Genomic DNA, 19,961 nt, shown 5'->3' with positions numbered 1-19,961 from the left:
CGCTGCTCAGGCGGTGGGACGTCGGATTCGTTTGCCGGCCCTCTGGAGACCTGCCTCGCGAGTGCACGCGCACCGGAGGCATTCGCGCGGGCGGCGGGGAGGAGGGGCACACGCTCCTCCTCCCTGCCGCCCTGGCGTGTTGGGTCAACCTGTCCTAGAACTCCCAGCGCTGGTTGATGTCACCCCAGCAGTCCCAGATCTGCAGCTTCTGGCCGCTCGACGGGGTGGGCTGGCCGTCGCGAACGTCCAGGCATTTGCCCGAATTCGGGTTGCGTAGCGTTTTGGTCGACGGGTTGTACTCCCACTTCTGGGCACCCGTGCCGTTGCAGTTCCACAGCCACACGTCCGTACCGTTGGCCGTCCCCGAACTGGCGACGTCCACGCACTTACTCCCGATTCGAATCTCGCCGTTCGGGTTTCGAGTCCAGATCTGGGCGCCGGTGCCATTGCACGTCCACGCCTGGAGCTTGTTGCCATCGACGAAGTTGGACGACGGCACGTCCACGCAGAGGTTAAGCCCGGCCACGCGGACCGCACCGGTTCCGTTCGTCAGGCTCTGATAGCCGTCGCCTGAGTTCCCGCCGCCGTTGTTGTTGCCGCCTGGCGCGCATCCGTTGTCGACCCCGACGACCCGCCAGACTCCCCCCTCTCCCGTGGTGCCAGGAGTCTCACCCTGTGTCCACCACTGCGCCTCGTAGACGAGCGTTGCGAGGCTGACGCGATCGCCCTGGACGTAGACGGCCTGACCGTCCCACGGCTGGGCGCACGTGCCGCCGTTGTTCCCGCCGCCGTTGTCGCCACCACCGCCGTTGTTCCCGCCGCCGTTGTCGCCACCACCGCCGTTGTTCCCGCCGTTCGTCAGCGGAGGGGCCGCGCCGGTGAACGGGTCGAGTTGGAGGAAGGCCTTTTGCGGGTTGGTTGTCGAGACCAGGGATTCCTGCTCGCTCACGTCGTCATAGGCGAAGGCGTAGGACCGCCCGGAGACCATCTGGTCGTGGACGATCTTGACGTAGTGGTTGGTCCAAGCCGCATCCGTGAAGTAGGTACTGGGATTGGCCGGTTGGCTCGTCTGCGACATGATGTTGGATCGGTTGAACCCGGCACATATGGTGCGGGCAACCTCGCCCTGGACCCCGACACCCGTCAGGGATCCGTCACAACTGACCACGTTTTGCGGGGTCGGCTTCGTGATCGAGATTGCCGGCGACCCGGATGCCGATCCCGAGGGCTGGAACACGAAGGTCGAACCTTGAACCTGGCCGGTGTAGACGAAGTTCTGGTCGTCCTTCCGCGGTCGCAACGTCAGGGTCGTGTTCTGATACTTGCTCCACACCTGATCGATGTAGGACTGAACCGGAGCAGTCGCGAGGACCCCATCGATCATGCCGTCCTTGGCGCTGAGAATCCGCAGATACTGCCCGTTGTGGCGCTTGACCAGCCCACCCCAGCCCGGTTGCGCTTCGAGGTAGCTGATGATGTTCTGCAGACCGTTGTCCTTCAGTCGGCCAATCGAGAATGTGTCGCCACCTTCAAACTCAACGCCCACCTGGACCGGCGGGCCCACGAAGTCGACCTGACTGGAGTTGAACCACAGCCCGGTGTTCTGGTCCGGGTGCCGTACGAGCGAGTATTCCGCCGATCCGTGCAGGATATTCACGTTCGGGTCAGAGGCGTTGAAGATCGAGGGGTAAGCGAAGTTCGTGATTCCGTCCCCGTCGATGACCTTGGAGAAGGTGAGCTTCTGGCCGTAGGAGTAGTAGATCCGGCCCGAGGACAACAACGGCGAGGGCACCGTGATCGACTGCCCATTGCCCGGTCCAGTGATCGAAATGTCCCCCACCGGCGCCGGAGTGCTCGTCCCGCCGGACAGCGCGTGGAACGACCCCGAAGCATCGATCCACCCCGCCTGGTTCGACGTGTTGCGTCCCAGGATGTAGATGTAGACCGGGTCGGACTTCCCCGACTTGTTGCTGATCACGAGCGGCACGGGAACCTTTGGTCCAGTGGTGCCGCCGCCGTTGTCACCGCCGCCGTTATCTCCACCGCCGCCGTTGTCACCGCCGCCGTTATCTCCGCCGCCGCCGTTGTCACCGCCGCCGTTATCTCCACCGCCGCCGTCGCCGGGTGAGCAGTTCTCAGCGGTCCCGGAGCGCGACCAATTGAAGACGGTCGAGACATTGCCAGCCTGGTCCACAGCACGCGCCCACACGTTTTGCGCGTCGCCGGGGATCGTGACGCTGCCCGTATACGGCAGCCAGAGGTTGCAACCGATCTTGTAGTCGATGTGCACCAGGTTGGCGGCCGTAACGTTGTCGGATGCGCTTGCGGTCAGGGTTGTCCCCGACACGCTGGCGTTCAGCGTCGGCTTGGTGACATCGCCGGTGGACGAGTTGTAGGCCCGCATCCACTTCGTCTTGTTGTCCTCGTTCCCCGCCGAGAATGCGGGACCACCCTGGTCGTTGACGATGTGACGGATACCGCCGCCCAAGCCATCCGAACAACCCGCGATACCCTTCGAGGCGCTGAGGGATGGGATGCATCCGTTCAGCCAGCGTGTAACCGCGCGATTGACCTTGACCGTCGATTTCTTGGGAACGGAGATCCCATTCTCGGCCCAGACCGTGTCGACCCAGCGGTAGTAGGAGTAGACGCCGGCGCCGAACAGTTCGTGGCTGGTGACCGAGGCGTCGACCTTGTAGGACGAGTAGCCCTCGCGACCACGGTCCGAGTGCTGAGCTTGGGTTCGCGGCTCGTACGGGATTTCGGACTGGTAGAAGATGGTGCGTCCGTTCTCACCGTTCCACTCGGTCTGCGTCTTCTGGTAGTGCTCGACGAAGAGTCCCAGCGCTGTCACGTTGTCACCGTTGACGCGCACGCCGACGTTCGCGGGGTTGCGTTCCCACTGGTACCCAACGTTAACGTCCGCGTCGTTACCGTGGTCGGCTCGCCAGGACCAGATGTTGTCGAGCAGCGCGTAGTCGGAGTTGACCTCGAGTGCGGTGTCGACGTTGCCCTCCTGTGCCCCACCGATGCGGAAGAACACGTCCGACAGCGTGGTCGGGTCGGCCTGGTTGGACACCGTGGCATGTCGCGGTCCCACCTTGACGAGCACGTCCGACTTCACCGAATGCGCCTCGATCATGAGTCCAGCGATCTTGACGCCAGCGACATCGGCGACCTCGATCGCGGCGTTGCCTGCCGTCGGCCGTAGCGTGGCGAGTCCGAGTCCGAGCACGACGGTGCCGGTTCGGTTGACTCGCAGTGGCTGATCGAACGTGTACTGACCAGGGGTGAAGAGGATGTGCTTCCCGTTGCTGATGGCCGTGTTCAGCGAGGTGATCGAATCGCCCGGCTTGGCGACCACGAAGTCGTTCAGGGATATCCGCGTTCCCGCTCCGGGGTTTGATCCCGACCATGACGGACCGGATGCGTTCGTCCGCACGGCAGGCACGAACACGCCATATCCGTCCGACTGATTCCAAGTGAGGAAAGGAGCTTCGCGGCTGACGGGCGTGTTGCCGTAGTTCGCGTGCTTGTTGGCACCGTACTGGTCCATGCCCGGGGTCTGCTGGCTGTCCGGGTAGTTGTCTACCGGAGCGCCGTTCGTTCCGGAGAACACGATGTTCCACACGCCTGGCTCCGAGTAGGAGCCGATAGTCGAATCACGGTGGTAGAACTGCTGCTGCGAGCCGGTCTGCACGAGTCCGTCGATTCGGGAGTCAGACGTGAAGCCACCAGAGGCCATCGCGCCGTACCGGCCCATGTAGGTCAGATCGCCTTGGATGTGGACGCGGCGCATCGGGGCGGCCTGCGAGACGGACCAGCGCATGCGGTTCGGCTCAATCCATCCTTCGCGAACGTCACCCTCGACGGGTGCTCCGGGCTGCGCCGTCGTCTGATCTACGGGTCGCTGGATCGGTTTGATCGCGACGTTCGCCAGCGACCGCCAGAAGTTGTTCAGCGAACCTGGGCCCTGGCACCACCAGGGGGTGTTGCACACCTGCTCGGGCTCGACGTGGAGGGCGCCGTTGATCTGGACCTGATCAGGAGTGAGGCCCAATCCGGCAACGGAGGTGTAGTAACCGACCTCGCTGTTGATGAAGTTGGTTGCCAGAGCCGGGTTAAGCTCGGCCGCGCTGCCATACGTTCCCGGCTTAAAAAAGAAGGCGCGGCGCTTGGTCGTCCAGTGATTCGCATCCCCGGACATATCCGCCGAAGCGCTTTGCAATGCTTGATTGATGCTGCTCGTGCTCATCGACGGCTCGAATATTGTCACATTCGGACCAAAATCCGGATTGAATGCGTCGGCACTCGCTGTGGTTGCCAAGCCAGTGGTCATGCCTGATATCACAAGCGAGGCGATGGCTCCGCTTATGACGAGGGCGGAGGCTGGACGCGGCATTCGGTGAGGCGTTTGTGCAGGTGGAAGCGTTCTCGCAATCACACGCGTTCTCCTTTGAACATGGATGGTGTTTGTCCGGTCGCGACATTGAAACCGTTTTCGCGAGTCCCGAAAGATCGCATCATTGCGAATCCAATTCGGCCCATATTCACGCTAGCATCGGAGTTATTTCCGCGCATTTCGCGGGCGCACGCGCGTGCAAGTCATGAAGGCACCGGCCCGATCAGCGGCGATGTCGAGAGGTTTTGCCCGGGACGGGAATCCTACGGACGGGATCTGGCGGAGAACTCGTCCCCGGCAGGCAGGAGACCGCCCGCGTCAGATCTCGATGCGATGGGGACCGGCCTGCCAGGCCTCCCACGCCGAAGCGATGATGTCGGGAAGGCCGAACTCGGCACGCCAGCCGAGCACGTCGTTGATCCTCGTCGGATCTCCCACCAGTTCGGCGGGGTCGCCGGGTCGGCGCGGCAGGATCTCGGGAGCGACGTCCAGGCCGCTGACCCGTCCGATCTCGGCGATGACCTCGCGAACGGATGAGCCTTCGCCGGTACCGACGTTGAAGACGTCGTAGGGGCGATCATTGCGCTCGAGATAGTTGAGGCTGTCGATGTGGGCGCGGGCCAGGTCAGAGACGTGGATGTAGTCGCGCACGCAGGTCCCATCTGGCGTCGGATAGTCGTCACCGAAGATCAGGGGACGCCGCCCGGCGGCCAGTTTCTCGAGCACCATCGGCACGAGGTTGAGGGCGGCGGGATCCCCCAATTCTGGAACGCCAGCACCGGCGACGTTGAAGTATCGGAGTGCCACCACTCGCAGTCCCCAAGCGGTCGCGGCGTCGCTCGCGAGCCATTCGCACGCGAGCTTGGTTTGCCCGTACGGGTTGATCGGCACAGCCGGGCTCTTCTCGCTGACGATGCCGACGTCGGGTTGGCCATAGGCGGCGGCGGAGGACGAGAACACCAATCGCGACACCGACGCCTGCTCCATTGCGGCGAGGAGATTGGCCATGCCGCCGACGTTCTGCTCGAAGTACCAGACCGGACGCGCCACCGATTCTCCGACCTGCTTACGGGCGGCGAAGTGGATGACGGCCGTTGCTCCGACCTCGCGCAAGAGCGTGGACAACTGGTCCTTGGCTTCGGGCTGGGCGATGTCGAGTTCTATGATCGGTGCCCCGCCCACGCGGCTGGCGTCGCCCGTCGACAGGTCATCGACGATCACGACTTTATCGCCTGCCTGCTGCAGGAGCCGGACGACGTGCGCCCCGATGTACCCGGCCCCACCGGTCACCACGATCGTCATGCCTGCCCTCTCATTCCACCAGCGATTGCAATGCCTCTAATCTACGTCACAGGTGGCGCGAGCCGAACGCCGCTGAACACCCCGCGGCGCAGAGCGGGCTATCCGACCTTGGCGGCGTCGACCGCGTGGACGAGTTCTTCCACCCTGGTCTTCGCGTCACCGAACAGCATCTGCGTGTTGTCCTTGAAGAACAGCGGATTCTGCACGCCCGCATAACCCACGGCCATGGAGCGCTTGAACACGACGACGTGCTTCGCGTGCCAGACCTCGAGGACGGGCATCCCGGCGATCGGCGAATTCGGGTCCTCCATGGCGGCCGGATTGACGGTGTCGTTGGCGCCGATAACGAGCACGACGTCGGTGTTCGCCAGGTCGTCGTTGATCTCGTCCATCTCCTCGACGATGTCGTACGGCACCTTGGCCTCGGCAAGCAGCACGTTCATGTGACCCGGCAGGCGGCCCGCGACGGGGTGCACTCCGAAGCGGACGTCCACCCCGGCGGCCCGCAGTTTCGCCGCCAGGTCGGCCACGGGGTACTGCGCCTTGGCGACGGCCATGCCGTAGCCGGGTGTGATGACGACGGTCTTCGCGTCCCTGAGGAGGGCGGCCAGATCTTCCACGTTGGTTTCGTGGTACTCGCCGGTCACCTCGGCGCTGGCACCAGCGGGAGCATCCCCGAAGCCGCCCAGGATCACGGAGATGAACTTGCGGTTCATGGCCTTGCACATGATGTAGGACAGGATCGCACCGGAGGCTCCGACGAGTGCGCCGGTGATGATCAGCAGGTTGTTCGAGAGCATGAACCCGGCGGCAGCCGCGGCCCAGCCGGAGTAGCTGTTGAGCATCGACACGACCACCGGCATATCGCCGCCACCGATCGCGGCGACCAGGTGCAGGCCGATCAGCAACGCGACGACCGTCATCGTTATGAGCGCCCAGAGCGAGGGCTGGGCGAGGAACACCGCGAGTAGTACGCCACATGCGACGATCCCGCCGAGGTTGAGGAGGTTGCGGCCCGGCAGCGTAATCGGCTTGGACTTCATCCTGGCCGACAGTTTCAGGTACGCGATGACCGAACCGGTGAACGTGATGGCACCGATGAAGATGCCGAGGAACACCTCGACGAGGTGAACCGCGTCGTCCTTGGGCTCCGTGACAAACGAGTTGAATCCGACCAGGACGGCGGCGATGCCGACGAACGAGTGCAGGATCGCAATCATCTCGGGCATCTGCGTCATCTCGACGCGACGGGCGGCTATGGTCCCGATCACGGCACCAATCAGCAACGCGCCGGCGATCAGTGCAGCGGTGACGGCGGTGTTCGCCTCCGCCTCCATCAGTGCCAGTCCGATGGTCGCCGCGAGCGCGATCACCATGCCGATCTTGCCCGCCAGGTTGCCCTGCCGTGCGCTGGCCTGCTTGGACAACCCGGCAAGGGAGAGGATAAACAGCACTCCGGCGATGAGGTAGGCCGCCTGGACGAGCGCGTGCCAGCGGTCGGGTTGCGCCACGTCGGCCACGGTCGAAGCGAGGATCGAGGTCATGGGTCAGGCCTCCTTGCGGAACATGTTGATCATGCGGCTTGCCACGAGGAAGCCGCCGAAGATGTTGATGGACGCCACGGTCGCGGCGGCGAAGGCGAGGGCCACGACCCAGGGATTGGACGATCCGAGCTGCAGGATCGCGCCGACGAGAATGATCCCCGAGATGGCATTCGTCTGCGCCATCAGCGGCGTGTGCAGCGAGTGCGACACGTTAGTGATCACGTAGAAGCCGATGAAAACGGCCAGGATGAAGACGGTGAAGTAGCCGACGAAGGCCACGGGCGAGAACGTGATGGCCAGGCCGATCAGCACAGCCGCTAGGCCCCCATACGCGAGCATCTTCTGCTCCTTGCGCTTAGCGGCAAGTTTCGCGCGCTCCGCGGCCTGCGCAGGATCCTCGGCCGGGGTCGCGGGAGCGGCATCCGCCTGCGGTGCCGCCGAGACCTGGACGGGCGGCGGCGGCCACAGCACCTCACCGTCACGAGTCACCGTGATGGACCGCTGGACGATGTCGTCCATGTCGAGCGTGAGTGCGCCATCCTTCGCGGGGGTCAGGAGCACGAGCAGGTTCACGATGTTCGTGCCGTACAGCTGGGAGGCCTGCGAGGCCATTCGCCCCGGCAGGTCGGTGTACCCGACGATGGTGACGCCGTTCCCGGTGACGATCTTCTCCCCCGGCACCGTCAGCTCGCAGTTGCCGCCACCCGAGGCGGCGAGGTCCACGATCACGCTCCCCGGCCGCATGCTCGCGACCATAGCGGCCGTGATCGTGCGCACTGCCTTGCCGCGAACGAGGGCGGTCGTGATGACCACGTCCGCCTTGGCCGATTCCTCGGCGTAAGTCTCGGCGGTGGCCTGGAGCTGTTCCTCGGTCAGTGGCTTGGCGTACCCGTCCGCGCTCACCTCCTGCTGACCCGCGGAGCGGACGAATACGGCGCCCATCGATTCGATCTGCTCGGCGACCTCGGGGCGCACGTCGAAGGCGCGCACCTGCGCGCCGAGCGACCCCGCCGCACCTAGCGCCGCAAGACCGGCCACACCGGCGCCAATGACGAACACGCTGGCCGGCGCGGTCTTCCCGGCGGCGGTCACCTGGCCGCCGAACATGCCGCCGTAGGCCTCAGCCGCCTCGATCACGGCGCGGTAGCCCGCGATATTGCTCATGGACGAGAGCACGTCGAGGGATTGCGCCCGGGAGATCCGCGGCACGGCATCCAGGCATAGGCCCGTCACGCCGTGATCGCGCAGCGCGTCTACGAGGTCGGGGCGGTCACTCGGTGCCATCCGCGAGATGACGGTTGCGCCGGGTCGCATCGTCGCGATCTCCGCGACGGAGGGCTCGTCCATCTTGATGACGATGTCGGCCGCCCAGACCGAAGCGGCCGGCGCGACAACGGCGCCCGCCGCGATATAAGCCGAGTCAGGGAAACTCGCCCGCGTGCCGGCGCCCGCCTCGATCGCGACTTCGTAACCGAGCGAGATGAGCTTCGCGACCGTCTTGGGCGTGGCTGCGACAATTCGCTGGTGGGGGGCCGCCTCCGTGGGGACGCCGATGCGCATTTTGCTCCTCCTGAGTCGAGTCGGGGCTTCCGCTATCGAACCTACGGCATGTCCGATTTGCCCGATAGGACCATTGTCCCCGGTGGCGGCGCTCCCCGGGCATTTTGGATGAATCGACTCACTTTCGCGCCGTGTGACGCGAAGACGACAGAGTCGTGTTCGGCGCCCCCGCCGGGACCCCGAACACGACTCCTGATTCCTGGCCGATCGCGACGCTAACTCGCGTCCGACGGGGTCGCGGATTTCGTATCCGGCGGTGTGGACGAGGCATCCGGACCACTCGATCCCCCGGCCGCACCCTGGTCATTCGACGGGCGACCTGGCAGGCCTGGCGCGGAACCGGAGCCCTGCCCCGATCCGCCTGACCGGGAGTTCGCGTCGCTATCGGAGCCAGCCGCTCCCCTGTCGCGCCCGAAACCGCCGCTGGGAGGGCCGCCCTGCCCGTCACCGCCCAAGCCTCCCTTCCCGGGGCCAACGAACTGCCCACTGCCCGGCCTGTCGCCGTGATGGCCAACAGCCTGCGTAATCAGCGAGGACGCCGTGGCCGTAAGCGCCAGCGCGAGGGCGCTGATGCCAGCGGCCCAGGCGATGCGTTTCTTGGTCCACCACGAGGGCGACACTTGAACCGCTGGCGCGACTGCGACCTGCTGCGCGAGGCCCGGCGGAATGCTCGCCTGTACCGTTGCTTGCGACGGCGGGTAATGCTGCGGCTGCTCGCCATCTGGCGCCGCCACGGGCGCCTCGAGGACGGGCGCTGTGGGAGGAATCCCTTCTGAGGATGCCGTGGCAGGGACCGGTGCGGTGCCGAACGTGGCGTCGGCGGGTGTTGCGGGGCCCGAAGGGTGCTGAACGCTCTCGCCTCCGGCAACTCCCGCTGGCTGGTTGTCGTGAGTCATCGGTATTCTCCTCTCGATGGAATTTCCCTCGATGGAATTTCCATAGTCCGATAGTGAGGAGGCGCACTGAGCGATGACTTTAAGACGGCTATGCCCGGACTGAGGAAATGCCGTGGCGGGCAACGCCGCGCGACGACCGGGCTACCGATTCACCGGGACGATCGCCGCGATCAACTCGCGCGCCCATTCCAGCAGCGGCAGACCGACGATGGGCGGCGCCCCCATGCGCTTCGGCTTGGGATAGGGCACGAGCAGCGTCCGCACGGCGGGCTTGATGATCGAGCCCGGATACAGTCGCTTGAGTCGCAGACCTGAGGACTCGGGCAGTTCCACGTGCGCGAGCCGCACGAAGTTGCCCTGCACCACGACCTCGGCCAGCCCGTACTGGCGGGCCAGCAGGCGGAACTCGGCCACGGCGAACAGGTTCTCCACCGGCAGTGGCAGCGCCCCGTAACGGTCCTGCAGTTCGGCGCGGATCTCGTCCAGCGCTCCTGGCGCCGTGACCTCGGCCAGCTTGCGGTAGGCCTCCAGGCGCAGGCGCTCCCCATCGATGTACTGATGCGGGATGTGCGCGTCGATCGGCAATTCCACCGTGACCTCGGGAGCCTCGTCCTCGCCCTCACCGCGGAAGGCCTGGACGGCCTCGCCGACCATGCGGACGTAGAGGTCGAACCCGACTCCCTCGATGTGCCCCGACTGCTCGCCGCCCAGCAGGTTTCCGGCGCCGCGGATCTCCAGATCCTTCATGGCGATCTGCATGCCGGCACCGAGGTCGGTGTTGGCCGCGATCGTGGCCAGGCGGTCGTGCGCCGTCTCCGTGAGCGGCTTCTCCGGCGGGTACAGGAAGTACGCGTACGCCCGTTCCCGCCCGCGCCCCACGCGCCCGCGCAACTGGTGCAACTGCGACAGGCCGAACAGATCGGCGCGCTCCACGATCAGCGTGTTCGCGTTCGAGATGTCGAGGCCGGTCTCCACGATCGTGGTACACACCAGCACGTCGAACTTCTTCTCCCAGAAATCGCGGATCACGTGATCGAGCTGCTTCTCGGACATCTTGCCGTGCGCTACGGCGATGCGCGCCTCGGGCACGAGGGAGGCAATGCGCGACGCCGCACGGTCGATCGATTCGACCCGGTTGTGCACATAGAAGATCTGCCCCTCGCGCAGCAGTTCGCGCCGCACGGCGGCGGCGATCTGCTTGTCCTCGTACGCTCCGACGTACGTGAGAACCGGATGGCGTTCCTCCGGCGGGGTCGCGAGCGTCGACATCTCGCGGATGCCGGTGACGGCCATCTCGAGCGTGCGCGGGATCGGGGTTGCCGACATGGCCAGCACGTCGACGTTGGTGCGCAGCGCCTTCAGCGTCTCCTTGTGCTCGACACCAAAGCGCTGTTCCTCGTCCACGATCACCAGGCCGAGCGACTTGAACTGCACCGAGCCCGTGAGCAGGCGGTGCGTGCCGATCACCACGTCGACCGTCCCATCCGCAAGCCCGTCCATCACGGCCTTGGACTCCTTCTCCGTCTGGAAGCGCGACAGGGTTCGGACTTGAATGGGGAAGCCCGCATACCGCTCGGTGAACGTCTCGAAGTGCTGCTGCGCGAGCAGGGTGGTCGGCACGAGCACGGCAACCTGACGACCGTCCTGGACCGCCTTGAAGGCCGCCCGCACCGCGACCTCGGTCTTGCCGTAGCCCACGTCACCGCAGATCAGGCGGTCCATGGGGACGGCCTTTTCCATGTCGGCCTTGACCTCGTCGATCGTGACGAGCTGATCGGGGGTCTCGATATAGGGGAAGGCGTCCTCGAGCTCGCGCTGCCAGGGCGTATCGGGCGAGAAGGAGAACCCCTTCGTCGCCATGCGGGCCGAGTACAGGCGGATCAGCTCGCTCGCGATCTCCTTCACGTGCTTGCGTGCGCGGGCCTTGGTCTTGGTCCAGTCGGCGCCGCCCATCTTCGACAGCGACGGCGCCTCGCCGCCCACGTAGCGAGTGATCTGATCCAGTTTGTCGGTCGGCACGAACAGCCGGTCGCCCGGCTGGCCGCGGCGCGAGGGCGCGTACTCGATGACGAGGTACTCACGCGTCGTGGCGGCCTCGCCCTTGCCCGCGGTGCGCTGGACGAGTTCGACGTACCGCCCTACGCCGTGCTGCTCGTGGACCACGAAGTCGCCCACCTTCAGCTGGAGCGGGTCCACGACGCCGCGGCGGCGTGCTGCCAGCCGAGACATATCGCGCGTCCCGGCCACCGCGCGGCCGGTGATGTCGGCCTCCGAGAACACCGCCAGGCGATGCTCCTCCGAGGCGAACCCGGTACCCGCGAGCGCCGGCACGACGTGTACGACGCCCGGTTCCGGGGCGTCGGCGACCTCATCGACAAGCCGCGCCGGAGTTCCCGCCTCCGCGAGTTGCTCGACCATGCGCTTGGCCGGACCCGGCCCCTGCGTCGTCGCCACGAGGCGCCAGCCCTGCTGCTGGTGCTCGTGAATCGTGCCGAGCGCCTTGGCCACGTCCCCGTGGAACGTCGCCAGTTCGCGCGCGGCGATGCGGATTCGCCCGCGGTCGGAGGACGAGCCCTCCGTCGCGCTATCCGTGGCATAGTCGAGGGCTGCGGCCGGGTCGGTGGCGTCGACGCCGAACGGGCCGATGGTCCACCAGGGCTGCTCGCGTTCCCCCGCCACCTCCCGCACCTGTTCGAGGTTCAGGAACGAGGCGGCACTGAGGTCGATGGGTACCTGTCCTCCGGCCGCGGCGCCGGACCAGGCGGCGGCGAGGAACTCGTCCGTCGTGGCCACCAGATCGGCGGCGCGCCTGCGCACCCGCTCGGGATCGCACGCGACGATGACGGCTTCGCGCGGGACGAGCGACAGGACCGGGACCATCTCGTCCACGAGCGCGGGAGTGAGCGATTCCATGCCCTCGACGGCGATGCCCTGGGCCAGTTTCTCGAGCATCTCCTGCGCGGCCGGCACCCGATCGGCGAGATCGCGCGCACGCTCGCGCACGCCGTCGTCGAGCAGCAGTTCGCGGCAGGGCGGGGCCCACAGACCGTGCGCGGCGACTTCGAGTGAGCGCTGATCGGCCACGGCGAAGTAGCGGATCTCGTCCACCTCGTCGCCGAAGAACTCCAGGCGCAGCGGGTGATCCTCGGTCGGCGGGAACACGTCGACGATGCCGCCTCGCACGGCGAACTCGCCGCGGCGCTCCACCATGTCGACGCGCGTGTAGGCCGCTGCGACCAGGTCTTCGACCAGTCGCTCCATGTCGATCTCATCGCCCGTGCGAGCAGACACGGGCACCAGCTCGGCGAGCCCGGCCACGATCGGCTGGAGCAGCGCGCGCGTCGGAGCCACGAGGACACGGATCGGGCCGGCCAGGCCGTCCGTCTCGGGGTGGACCAGGCGACGGAACACGGCGAGGCGCGTCGCGACCGTGTCGGAACGCGGGGACAACCGTTCGTGCGGCAGCGTCTCCCAGGCGGGCAGCACGGCCACGTCGCCCTCCGGCAGATAGCAGCGCAGGGCGGCAGCGAGTTCGTCGGCCTCGCGGCCGGTAGCGGTCACCGCCAAGACGGTGCGCTTCTTCGCCAACTCGGCGACGACGAGCGGCCGCACGCCGGCCGGCGCGATGATGTCCGCCTCGCCGCCATCGGCGACCGTCACGGCGATCTCGCGGAACTCTTGCGTTTCCGCGGCGAGCGCGAGGAGTCCGAGCAATCTCATGAGTCGTGTCAGGCCTGTTCCTTGGAGTGGTACTTCTGCTGCGTGGCGAGCAGCCCTTCGGTGACGATCATCTCCGCCGCGTCGGCCGCGGCGTCGACGAGGAAAGGCACACTTCCCCGCTCGGTGGCCGAGAAGTCCTTGAGCACGAAATCGGCCACGTCCATCCGGCCCGGCGGGCGGCCGATGCCGACGCGCAGGCGGACGTAGTCCTTCGTTCCCAGCGCCTTCGTGATGTCCCGCAGTCCGTTGTGCCCGCCCTCACCACCGCCGACCTTCGCGCGAATGGCCTCGAACGGTATGTCGAGTTCATCGTGGATCACAAGGATGCGATCGGGTGACACGTCGAAGTACTTGGCCAGGCTGCTCACCGGGCCGCCGGACGTGTTCATGTAGGTGCTGGGCTTGGCCAGGATCACCCTGGGGCCGGGTGCGCCACCGGGCAGGACACCCAGTCTGCCCTCGGCCACCTTGGCGTTCGATCGATGCGCCGAGAACGTAGCCCCGATGCGCGCGGCCAGGTCGTCCGCGACCATCTGGCCGATGTTGTGGCGATTATGCGCGTACTTACTGCCCGGATTGCCGAGCCCGATGATGAGCCAATCGCTGGATGCCATGAGTCCCTTAATCCGCTCCTACTTTGCCAGTGTGTCGTGCCCGTGTCGTAGATGGGCCATCGCACCGGCCCGCGACCGCTCGGGTCGAAGATGCCCAGCGAGAAAAACAACCGCCCTCCCCCGTCAGCGTAGACGTTGGGGAAGGGCGGCTGCGAAGTGCGAGGATCAGGCCTCGGTGGTTTCGGTCGCCTCTGCCTCGTCCTCGGCGGCGGCCGACTGCGGCTCCGAGACGGTCAGCAGGACGGTGGTCGGGTCGGTGACGAGTTCCGAACCGGCGGGCAGGGTGATCGCACCCGCGGTGACCTGGGTGCCGGCGGTCAGGCCGGTCACGTCGATGTCGATCGACTCAGGCAGGGCGGTCGCGTCGGCCGCGATGGCGATGTTCTGGTGGTCAAGCAGCACGAGGGTGCCCGGAGCGGCATCGCCAACGATGTTGAGTTCGGCAACGACCTCGACCTTCTCGCCGCGCTTGACGATCAGGAAGTCGACGTGCTCGACGGTGTCGCGGATCGGGTCACGCTGGACCTCCTTGGCGATGACGAGCTGCTTGTCGCCCTCGATGTCGATCTCGTACAGCGCGTTCGCGTGCTTGAGAGCCAGCAGAGTCTCGTGGGCAGGCAGGGCGATGTGGATCGGGTCGGCGCCGTGCCCGTACAGGACGGCCGGCGTCTGGGACGCGCGGCGCAGGCGACGCGCTGCGCCCTTACCAAATTCGGTGCGCTTGGACGCGGAGAGCTGAATTGACGACATGAGTTGAACTCCATTGGAACGTACTGGGCCGAGCGCCAGTGGGGAGCGCCGGCGAATCGCCTAGGCGTGGGGCGGGTGACGGACGCAAGCGTGCGCACGCCCTGTCGATCACGGACGGCACCTGCACACAAAACGCAGTGGCGGTGCTGGCGGATCAGGTGCGCGGTGACTAGTGGTCTCCGTATTCGCGCCCATCGCTCGTCCCTCGCCGAGGCAACCTCACTACTATAGCCGATCGATCGCGCCCTTCGGAAGACGCACCACCGTGTGCGCCTCCCTGGTTCGGCTGCGCTCGGCCTTTCGTCAGCAAACGAATCGCAATCGCGCACACGAACTGGGCGCGAGCCGCCGCGCCGATCCGTACAGTAGCGCTGCAGCGGCGCTCAAGTGACTCGCCAGCGACCGGCGCCAACGTGTACGTCATGAACAAACTCACATCCGGCAGACGGTCCGCGACCGCTGGCCTGCTCTGCGCCATCCTCATCATGTTCCTCGCCGCGCAAGCCACCACGCAGATCGTCGCGCCACGCGCCTCCGCCGCAGCCCCCAGCGCCCCGCACACGACCGCGACCCGCTATCTGTACAGCGGCACGTTCACGTTCAACGCCACCAATGACGTGCTCATCGACTTTCCCGGCGATAACGACGAGACCCGCCACATCAAGGCCAGCCTGACCGGGACGCTGCCACTCGTCCAAGTGACCGAGGGCCAACGGTTGGACCCGGTCCTCGCGTCCGTCGCCACCTCCGTTCACGTCACCAGCGCGAACGCCAAGGTCGTTTCGCGTACCAATGACGGCGCGAACACGACGACCTGCACGGGGACGGCCACAAAGGTGATCGGCCGCCCCTGGCTCGCGGCCCTCCTGATGAGCACGCAACTGCACGCCTATTCCCAGTTGCAGTTCCCCACCTCGTGCGTCAGCACCGAAGCCGGCGATCTCGGCACGACGACGTACGCCTTCGGACCCATGGGCGCCGATCTGACCGCTGCCACCGGTGTCGTAGGAGACCCCTCCATCGCGTACACGATCAAGGACGATGCAGCCACCTCGCTGGCGCCGGACGCCAGCTGCCCGGGTGAATACACACTGCCCGGCAGCACATGCAGCTTCAAGATAGACGGCAAGCTCACCCTGAAACTGATCAAGAAGATCGAACCACCCAAGAAGCCCGCCAAGAAGCCCGCCAAGGCCACCATCGGTAAGGGCGCGAAGAAGGTCAGCGCCAAGGTCCCCTGCCCGGCAGCCCGGGCGTGCACGGTCACGATCCGGGTCACGCCCCTGCGCGGCGGGCCCACGCTCACCGTCAAGAAATTGACCGTCAAGCCGGGCAAGACCAAGTCGCTGTCCATGAAGATCCCTAAGAAGAAGCGCGCAGCCGTCAAGAGGGCGGGCGGCGTCACGGTGAAATTCACCTATCGCAGCGCCGGCAGCAAGGCGTCTTCCCAGACCCGGCGCGCTCGTCTCTGATCACCCGTGATGCGCTGAAACAGGCAGTGCACTCCCGCGCGAAGTGCGGTTGTATGGAATCACGAGGGTCCGGCGCGTCGAATCGGCGATGCGCCGGACCCGCAACTGGAGCGCGACTTTGGCACCGGCGGTGAGCGGTGCAGGCGCGGTGGAGACGGAGGAAGGCGATGACCGAGGTCAACGACGAGACACTGAACCGGATCGACAAGTGGTGGCGCGCCGCGAACTACCTGTCGGTGGGCCAGATCTACCTGCTGGCCAATCCGCTCCTGCGAGAGCCGTTAAGCAGGGATGACGTGAAGCCGCGACTGCTCGGTCACTGGGGCACGACGCCCGGGCTGAACTTCATTTATGCCCACCTCAATCGGGCCATCGCGGAGCGTAAGCAGTCCACCATCTATATCGCCGGACCGGGACACGGTGGGCCGGGAATGGTGGCGAACTCGTACCTCGAAGGCACGTACACCGAGACCTATCCCGATATCACCGGCGACACCGAGGGTCTGCGCCGGCTCATGCGCCAGTTCTCCTTCCCCGGCGGCATCCCCAGTCACGTCGCGCCCGAGACACCCGGTTCCATCCACGAGGGTGGCGAACTCGGCTATTCCCTCTCGCACGCCTACGGCGCCGCCTTCGACAATCCCGGCCTGCTGGTCGCGGCCGTCATCGGCGACGGCGAGGCGGAGACCGGCCCGCTGGCGACGAGTTGGCACTCGAACAAGTTCCTGAACCCGAAACTCGACGGGGCGGTGCTGCCCATCCTGCACCTCAACGGCTACAAGATCGCGAACCCGACCGTGCTGGCCCGCATCCCCGATGAAGAACTGCACGATCTCCTGGTCGGCTACGGCCATCGCCCCCACCTGTTCGTCGCGGGCTTCGACGACGAGGATCACCTCTCGATCCATCGCCGGTTCGCGGCCCTCCTGGACACGGTCCTGGACGAGATCGCCGCCATCAAGAAGGCCGCGGCGTTGGGCGACGATTCTCGTCCCACCTGGCCAATGATCGTCTTCAAGACCCCGAAGGGCTGGACCTGCCCCAAAGAGATCGACGGCAAGCTCACCGAAGGCTCGTGGCGATCCCACCAGGTGCCACTTGCGAGCGCGCGGGACACCCCGGCGCACCTCGACGTGCTGCGCGGCTGGCTGGAATCGTATAAGCCGAACGAGCTATTCGATGAAAACGGCCGACTTGACGCGGACGTCGCGGCACTAGCGCCCGAGGGCGAATTGCGGATGAGCGCCAATCCGCACGCCAATGGCGGCCTGCTGCTGAAGGATCTGCGGCTGCCGGATTTCCGGGACTTCGCGGTGGAGGTCCCCAGCCCAGGGGCGTCGATCCACGAGGCGACCCGGGTGCTCGGCCGCTGGCTCGCGGAGGTGGTACGCCTCAACCCGGACAACTTCCGGATCTTCGGGCCCGACGAGACGGCATCCAACCGGTTGCAGGCCGTCTACGAGGCGACCGACAAGGTGTGGGAGGCGCAGTACCTCTCCCCCGAGGTCGACGAGCATCTGGCCCGGGTGGGGCGGGTGGTCGAGATGCTGTCCGAGCATCAGTGCCAGGGATGGCTCGAGGGTTACCTGCTGACCGGTCGCCACGGCCTGTTCAACTGCTACGAGGCGTTCATCCACATCGTCGACGCAATGTTCAATCAGCATGCCAAATGGCTGAAAGTCACCAACCACATTCCCTGGCGGCGTCCCATCGCCTCGCTGAACTATCTGCTCTCGAGCCACGTGTGGCGCCAAGACCACAACGGGTTCAGCCACCAGGACCCCGGATTCATCGACCACGTCGTGAACAAGAAGGCCGAGGTGGTCCGGGTCTACCTGCCCGCCGACGCGAACACCCTCCTCAGCACCTACGACCACTGCCTGCGGTCGCGGCAGTACGTCAACGTCGTCGTGGCGGGCAAGCAGCCGTCGCCAAATTGGCTGACGATGGACGAGGCCATCGCCCACTGCACTCGCGGGCTGGGGATATGGCAGTGGGCCGGAACCGAGGTCGAGGGCGAGGATCCCGACGTGGTGCTCGCGGCCGCCGGTGACGTGCCGACGCTGGAGGTGCTCGCGGCCGCCGACCTGCTGCGCCAGCGCATACCGTCACTGAAAATGCGGGTGGTCAACGTCGTCGACCTGATGCGGCTCCAAGATCCGAAGGAGCATCCGCACGGGCTGCCGGATCGCGACTTCGACACGATCTTCACCCCGACGAAACCCATCATCTTCGCGTATCACGGCTACCCGTGGCTCATCCACCGGCTGACGTATCGGCGCACGGGTCATGACAACATCCATGTACGCGGGTACAAGGAGGAGGGCACGACCACCACTCCCTTCGACATGGTGATGCTCAACGATCTGGACCGCTACCGCCTGGCCATCGACGTGATCGACCGCGTGCCCGGCCTCGGTTCGCGCTACGCGGGGCTGCGCCAGGAGATGCTCGATGCCCGCCTGGCCGCGAGGGAGTACACCCGCGAATTCGGCGAGGACATCCCCGAGGTGCGCGACTGGGTGTGGCCGGGCGCGAACGGGGACGGAGCCGACACTCCGCCGGTGGACCGCACGGCAACCGCCGCCACCGGCGGGGACAACGAGTAACCGCCAAAGGCCTCCTCCACTGCCCAGCGAGGCCCGTCAGGCCATGACCGCCACGGCGGCGGCGAGGAACTCGTCCACATCACCGTCGGTCGTGTCGAACGAGCACATGAGGCGGACCTCGCCGATGGCCAGGTTCCAGTCGTAGAAGCCGAACCGGGCGCGCAGTTCCTCGCGCACTCGTTCGGGAATGATCGCGAAGACGGCATTGGTGTCGGTCGCCTGAGTGAGCCGCCAGCCGGGCAGTTCACCGCGCGCGATGGCGGCGTCCAGCCCTGCACGCAGGCGCGCGGCGGCAGTATTCGCGGCCGCGGCGCTGCGCAGCCACAGGTCGGATCCGTAGAGAGCGACGAGCTGGGCCGAGACGAAGCGCATCTTGGAGGCGAGCTGCGCGCTAAACTTGCGCACGAAATCGATCCCCTCCCCGGCGCCGGGGCTCAGGACCACGATCACCTCCCCGGCGATGATCCCGTTCTTGGTGCCGCCGAGCGTCACGACGTCGGCACCGACCTCGGTGGTGATCTCGGCCAGCGTCGCACCCAGCGCGGCTGCCGCATTGGACAGCCGTGCCCCGTCGATGTGCACGGCCATGCCGAGCGCATGCGTGCGCTCGACGAGCGCGCGCAGTTCGTCCAACTGGTAGACGGTGCCGAGTTCTGTCGGCTGCGCGATGGATATCGCGAGCGGCTGCGACCGGTGCGGGTCGCCGATGTTCGCGGTGAACTCATCGAGGTGAGCAGGCGTAAGCTTCCCGTCCGGCGCGTCGACTGTGAGCAGCTTGATCCCGGCCATGCGCTCGGGAGCGGCGTTCTCGTCCACGTTGAGGTGGGAGGACGCGGGCGTGATCACGCTGCCCCAGCGGGGCAGCATAGCCGCCAGCGACACCACGTTGGCGCCGGTGCCCGTGAGCACCGGATAGGCCTGAGCCTGCTCCCCGAAGTGGCCGCGCACGACCTCGCACAGGCGCTCGGTCCATGGATCGTCGCCGTATCCTGGCCGATGGCCGGAGTTCGCCTCGATCAACGCCTCCAGCACCTCGGGATGCGCCCCCGCGTAGTTGTCGGAGTTGAACCGGCGGGCAGAACTGGCATCCAT

Annotated in this window: 11 protein-coding genes; 2 read left to right on the top strand and 9 right to left on the bottom strand. The window is 66.3% G+C overall.

Going from position 1 to position 19,961, the window contains the following annotated elements; translation table 11 throughout:
• Positions 1-154: 154 nt before the first annotated feature.
• The 8 genes from FB461_RS01445 to FB461_RS01410 all read right to left on the bottom strand — a co-directional run bounded on the left by FB461_RS01445 (position 155) and on the right by FB461_RS01410 (position 14,788).
• Positions 155-4,255 carry a beta-1,3-glucanase family protein gene (locus tag FB461_RS01445; RefSeq protein ID WP_142118276.1) on the bottom strand — a complete coding sequence of 1,367 codons (4,101 nt, stop codon included), beginning with the start codon at positions 4,253-4,255 and terminating at the stop codon, positions 155-157.
• A gap of 465 nt (positions 4,256-4,720) precedes the next feature.
• Positions 4,721-5,704, bottom strand: a complete 984-nt coding sequence (gene galE, locus FB461_RS01440; RefSeq protein ID WP_142118274.1) for a UDP-glucose 4-epimerase GalE — start codon at positions 5,702-5,704, stop codon at positions 4,721-4,723.
• A gap of 98 nt (positions 5,705-5,802) precedes the next feature.
• Positions 5,803-7,248, bottom strand: coding sequence for a Re/Si-specific NAD(P)(+) transhydrogenase subunit beta (gene pntB / locus FB461_RS01435; protein WP_142118272.1), 1,446 nt, complete (start codon positions 7,246-7,248; stop codon positions 5,803-5,805).
• A gap of 3 nt (positions 7,249-7,251) precedes the next feature.
• On the bottom strand, positions 7,252-8,808 hold the full coding sequence (locus FB461_RS01430; RefSeq protein WP_142118270.1) for a Re/Si-specific NAD(P)(+) transhydrogenase subunit alpha: 1,557 nt from the start codon (positions 8,806-8,808) through the stop codon (positions 7,252-7,254).
• Between the two features lie 215 nt (positions 8,809-9,023).
• Positions 9,024-9,704 carry a hypothetical protein gene (locus FB461_RS01425; protein ID WP_142118268.1) on the bottom strand — a complete coding sequence of 227 codons (681 nt, stop codon included), beginning with the start codon at positions 9,702-9,704 and terminating at the stop codon, positions 9,024-9,026.
• Between the two features lie 141 nt (positions 9,705-9,845).
• A complete protein-coding gene (gene mfd, locus FB461_RS01420; RefSeq protein ID WP_142118266.1) occupies positions 9,846-13,424 on the bottom strand; it encodes a transcription-repair coupling factor in 3,579 nt (1,192 codons plus the stop codon).
• 8 nt (positions 13,425-13,432) lie between these two features.
• On the bottom strand, positions 13,433-14,038 hold the full coding sequence (gene pth / locus FB461_RS01415; RefSeq protein ID WP_142118264.1) for an aminoacyl-tRNA hydrolase: 606 nt from the start codon (positions 14,036-14,038) through the stop codon (positions 13,433-13,435).
• A 165-nt stretch (positions 14,039-14,203) separates the two neighbouring features.
• The gene (locus tag FB461_RS01410; RefSeq protein WP_142118262.1) at positions 14,204-14,788 is read right to left on the bottom strand and encodes a 50S ribosomal protein L25/general stress protein Ctc; all 585 of its coding nucleotides are present in this window, start codon (positions 14,786-14,788) and stop codon (positions 14,204-14,206) included.
• Positions 14,789-15,210: 422 nt separating this feature from the next.
• On the opposite strand from FB461_RS01410, the gene FB461_RS01405 reads away from it, so the two are divergent.
• Positions 15,211-16,260 carry a hypothetical protein gene (locus FB461_RS01405; RefSeq protein WP_142118260.1) on the top strand — a complete coding sequence of 350 codons (1,050 nt, stop codon included), beginning with the start codon at positions 15,211-15,213 and terminating at the stop codon, positions 16,258-16,260.
• 167 nt (positions 16,261-16,427) lie between these two features.
• Positions 16,428-18,869 (top strand): phosphoketolase family protein, encoded by a 2,442-nt coding sequence (locus FB461_RS01400; RefSeq protein WP_142118258.1) that lies wholly within the window; start codon positions 16,428-16,430, stop codon positions 18,867-18,869.
• Between the two features lie 36 nt (positions 18,870-18,905).
• Here FB461_RS01400 and FB461_RS01395 read toward each other — a convergent pair whose 3' ends face one another.
• A complete protein-coding gene (locus FB461_RS01395; protein ID WP_142118256.1) occupies positions 18,906-19,961 on the bottom strand; it encodes a threonine aldolase family protein in 1,056 nt (351 codons plus the stop codon).

This window comes from Rarobacter faecitabidus (assembly GCF_006716265.1).
GTDB lineage: Bacteria > Actinomycetota > Actinomycetes > Actinomycetales > Cellulomonadaceae > Rarobacter > Rarobacter faecitabidus.
The sequence above is the reverse complement of the archived record's forward strand: the minus strand, read 5'-3'. Positions and strand labels throughout refer to the sequence as shown.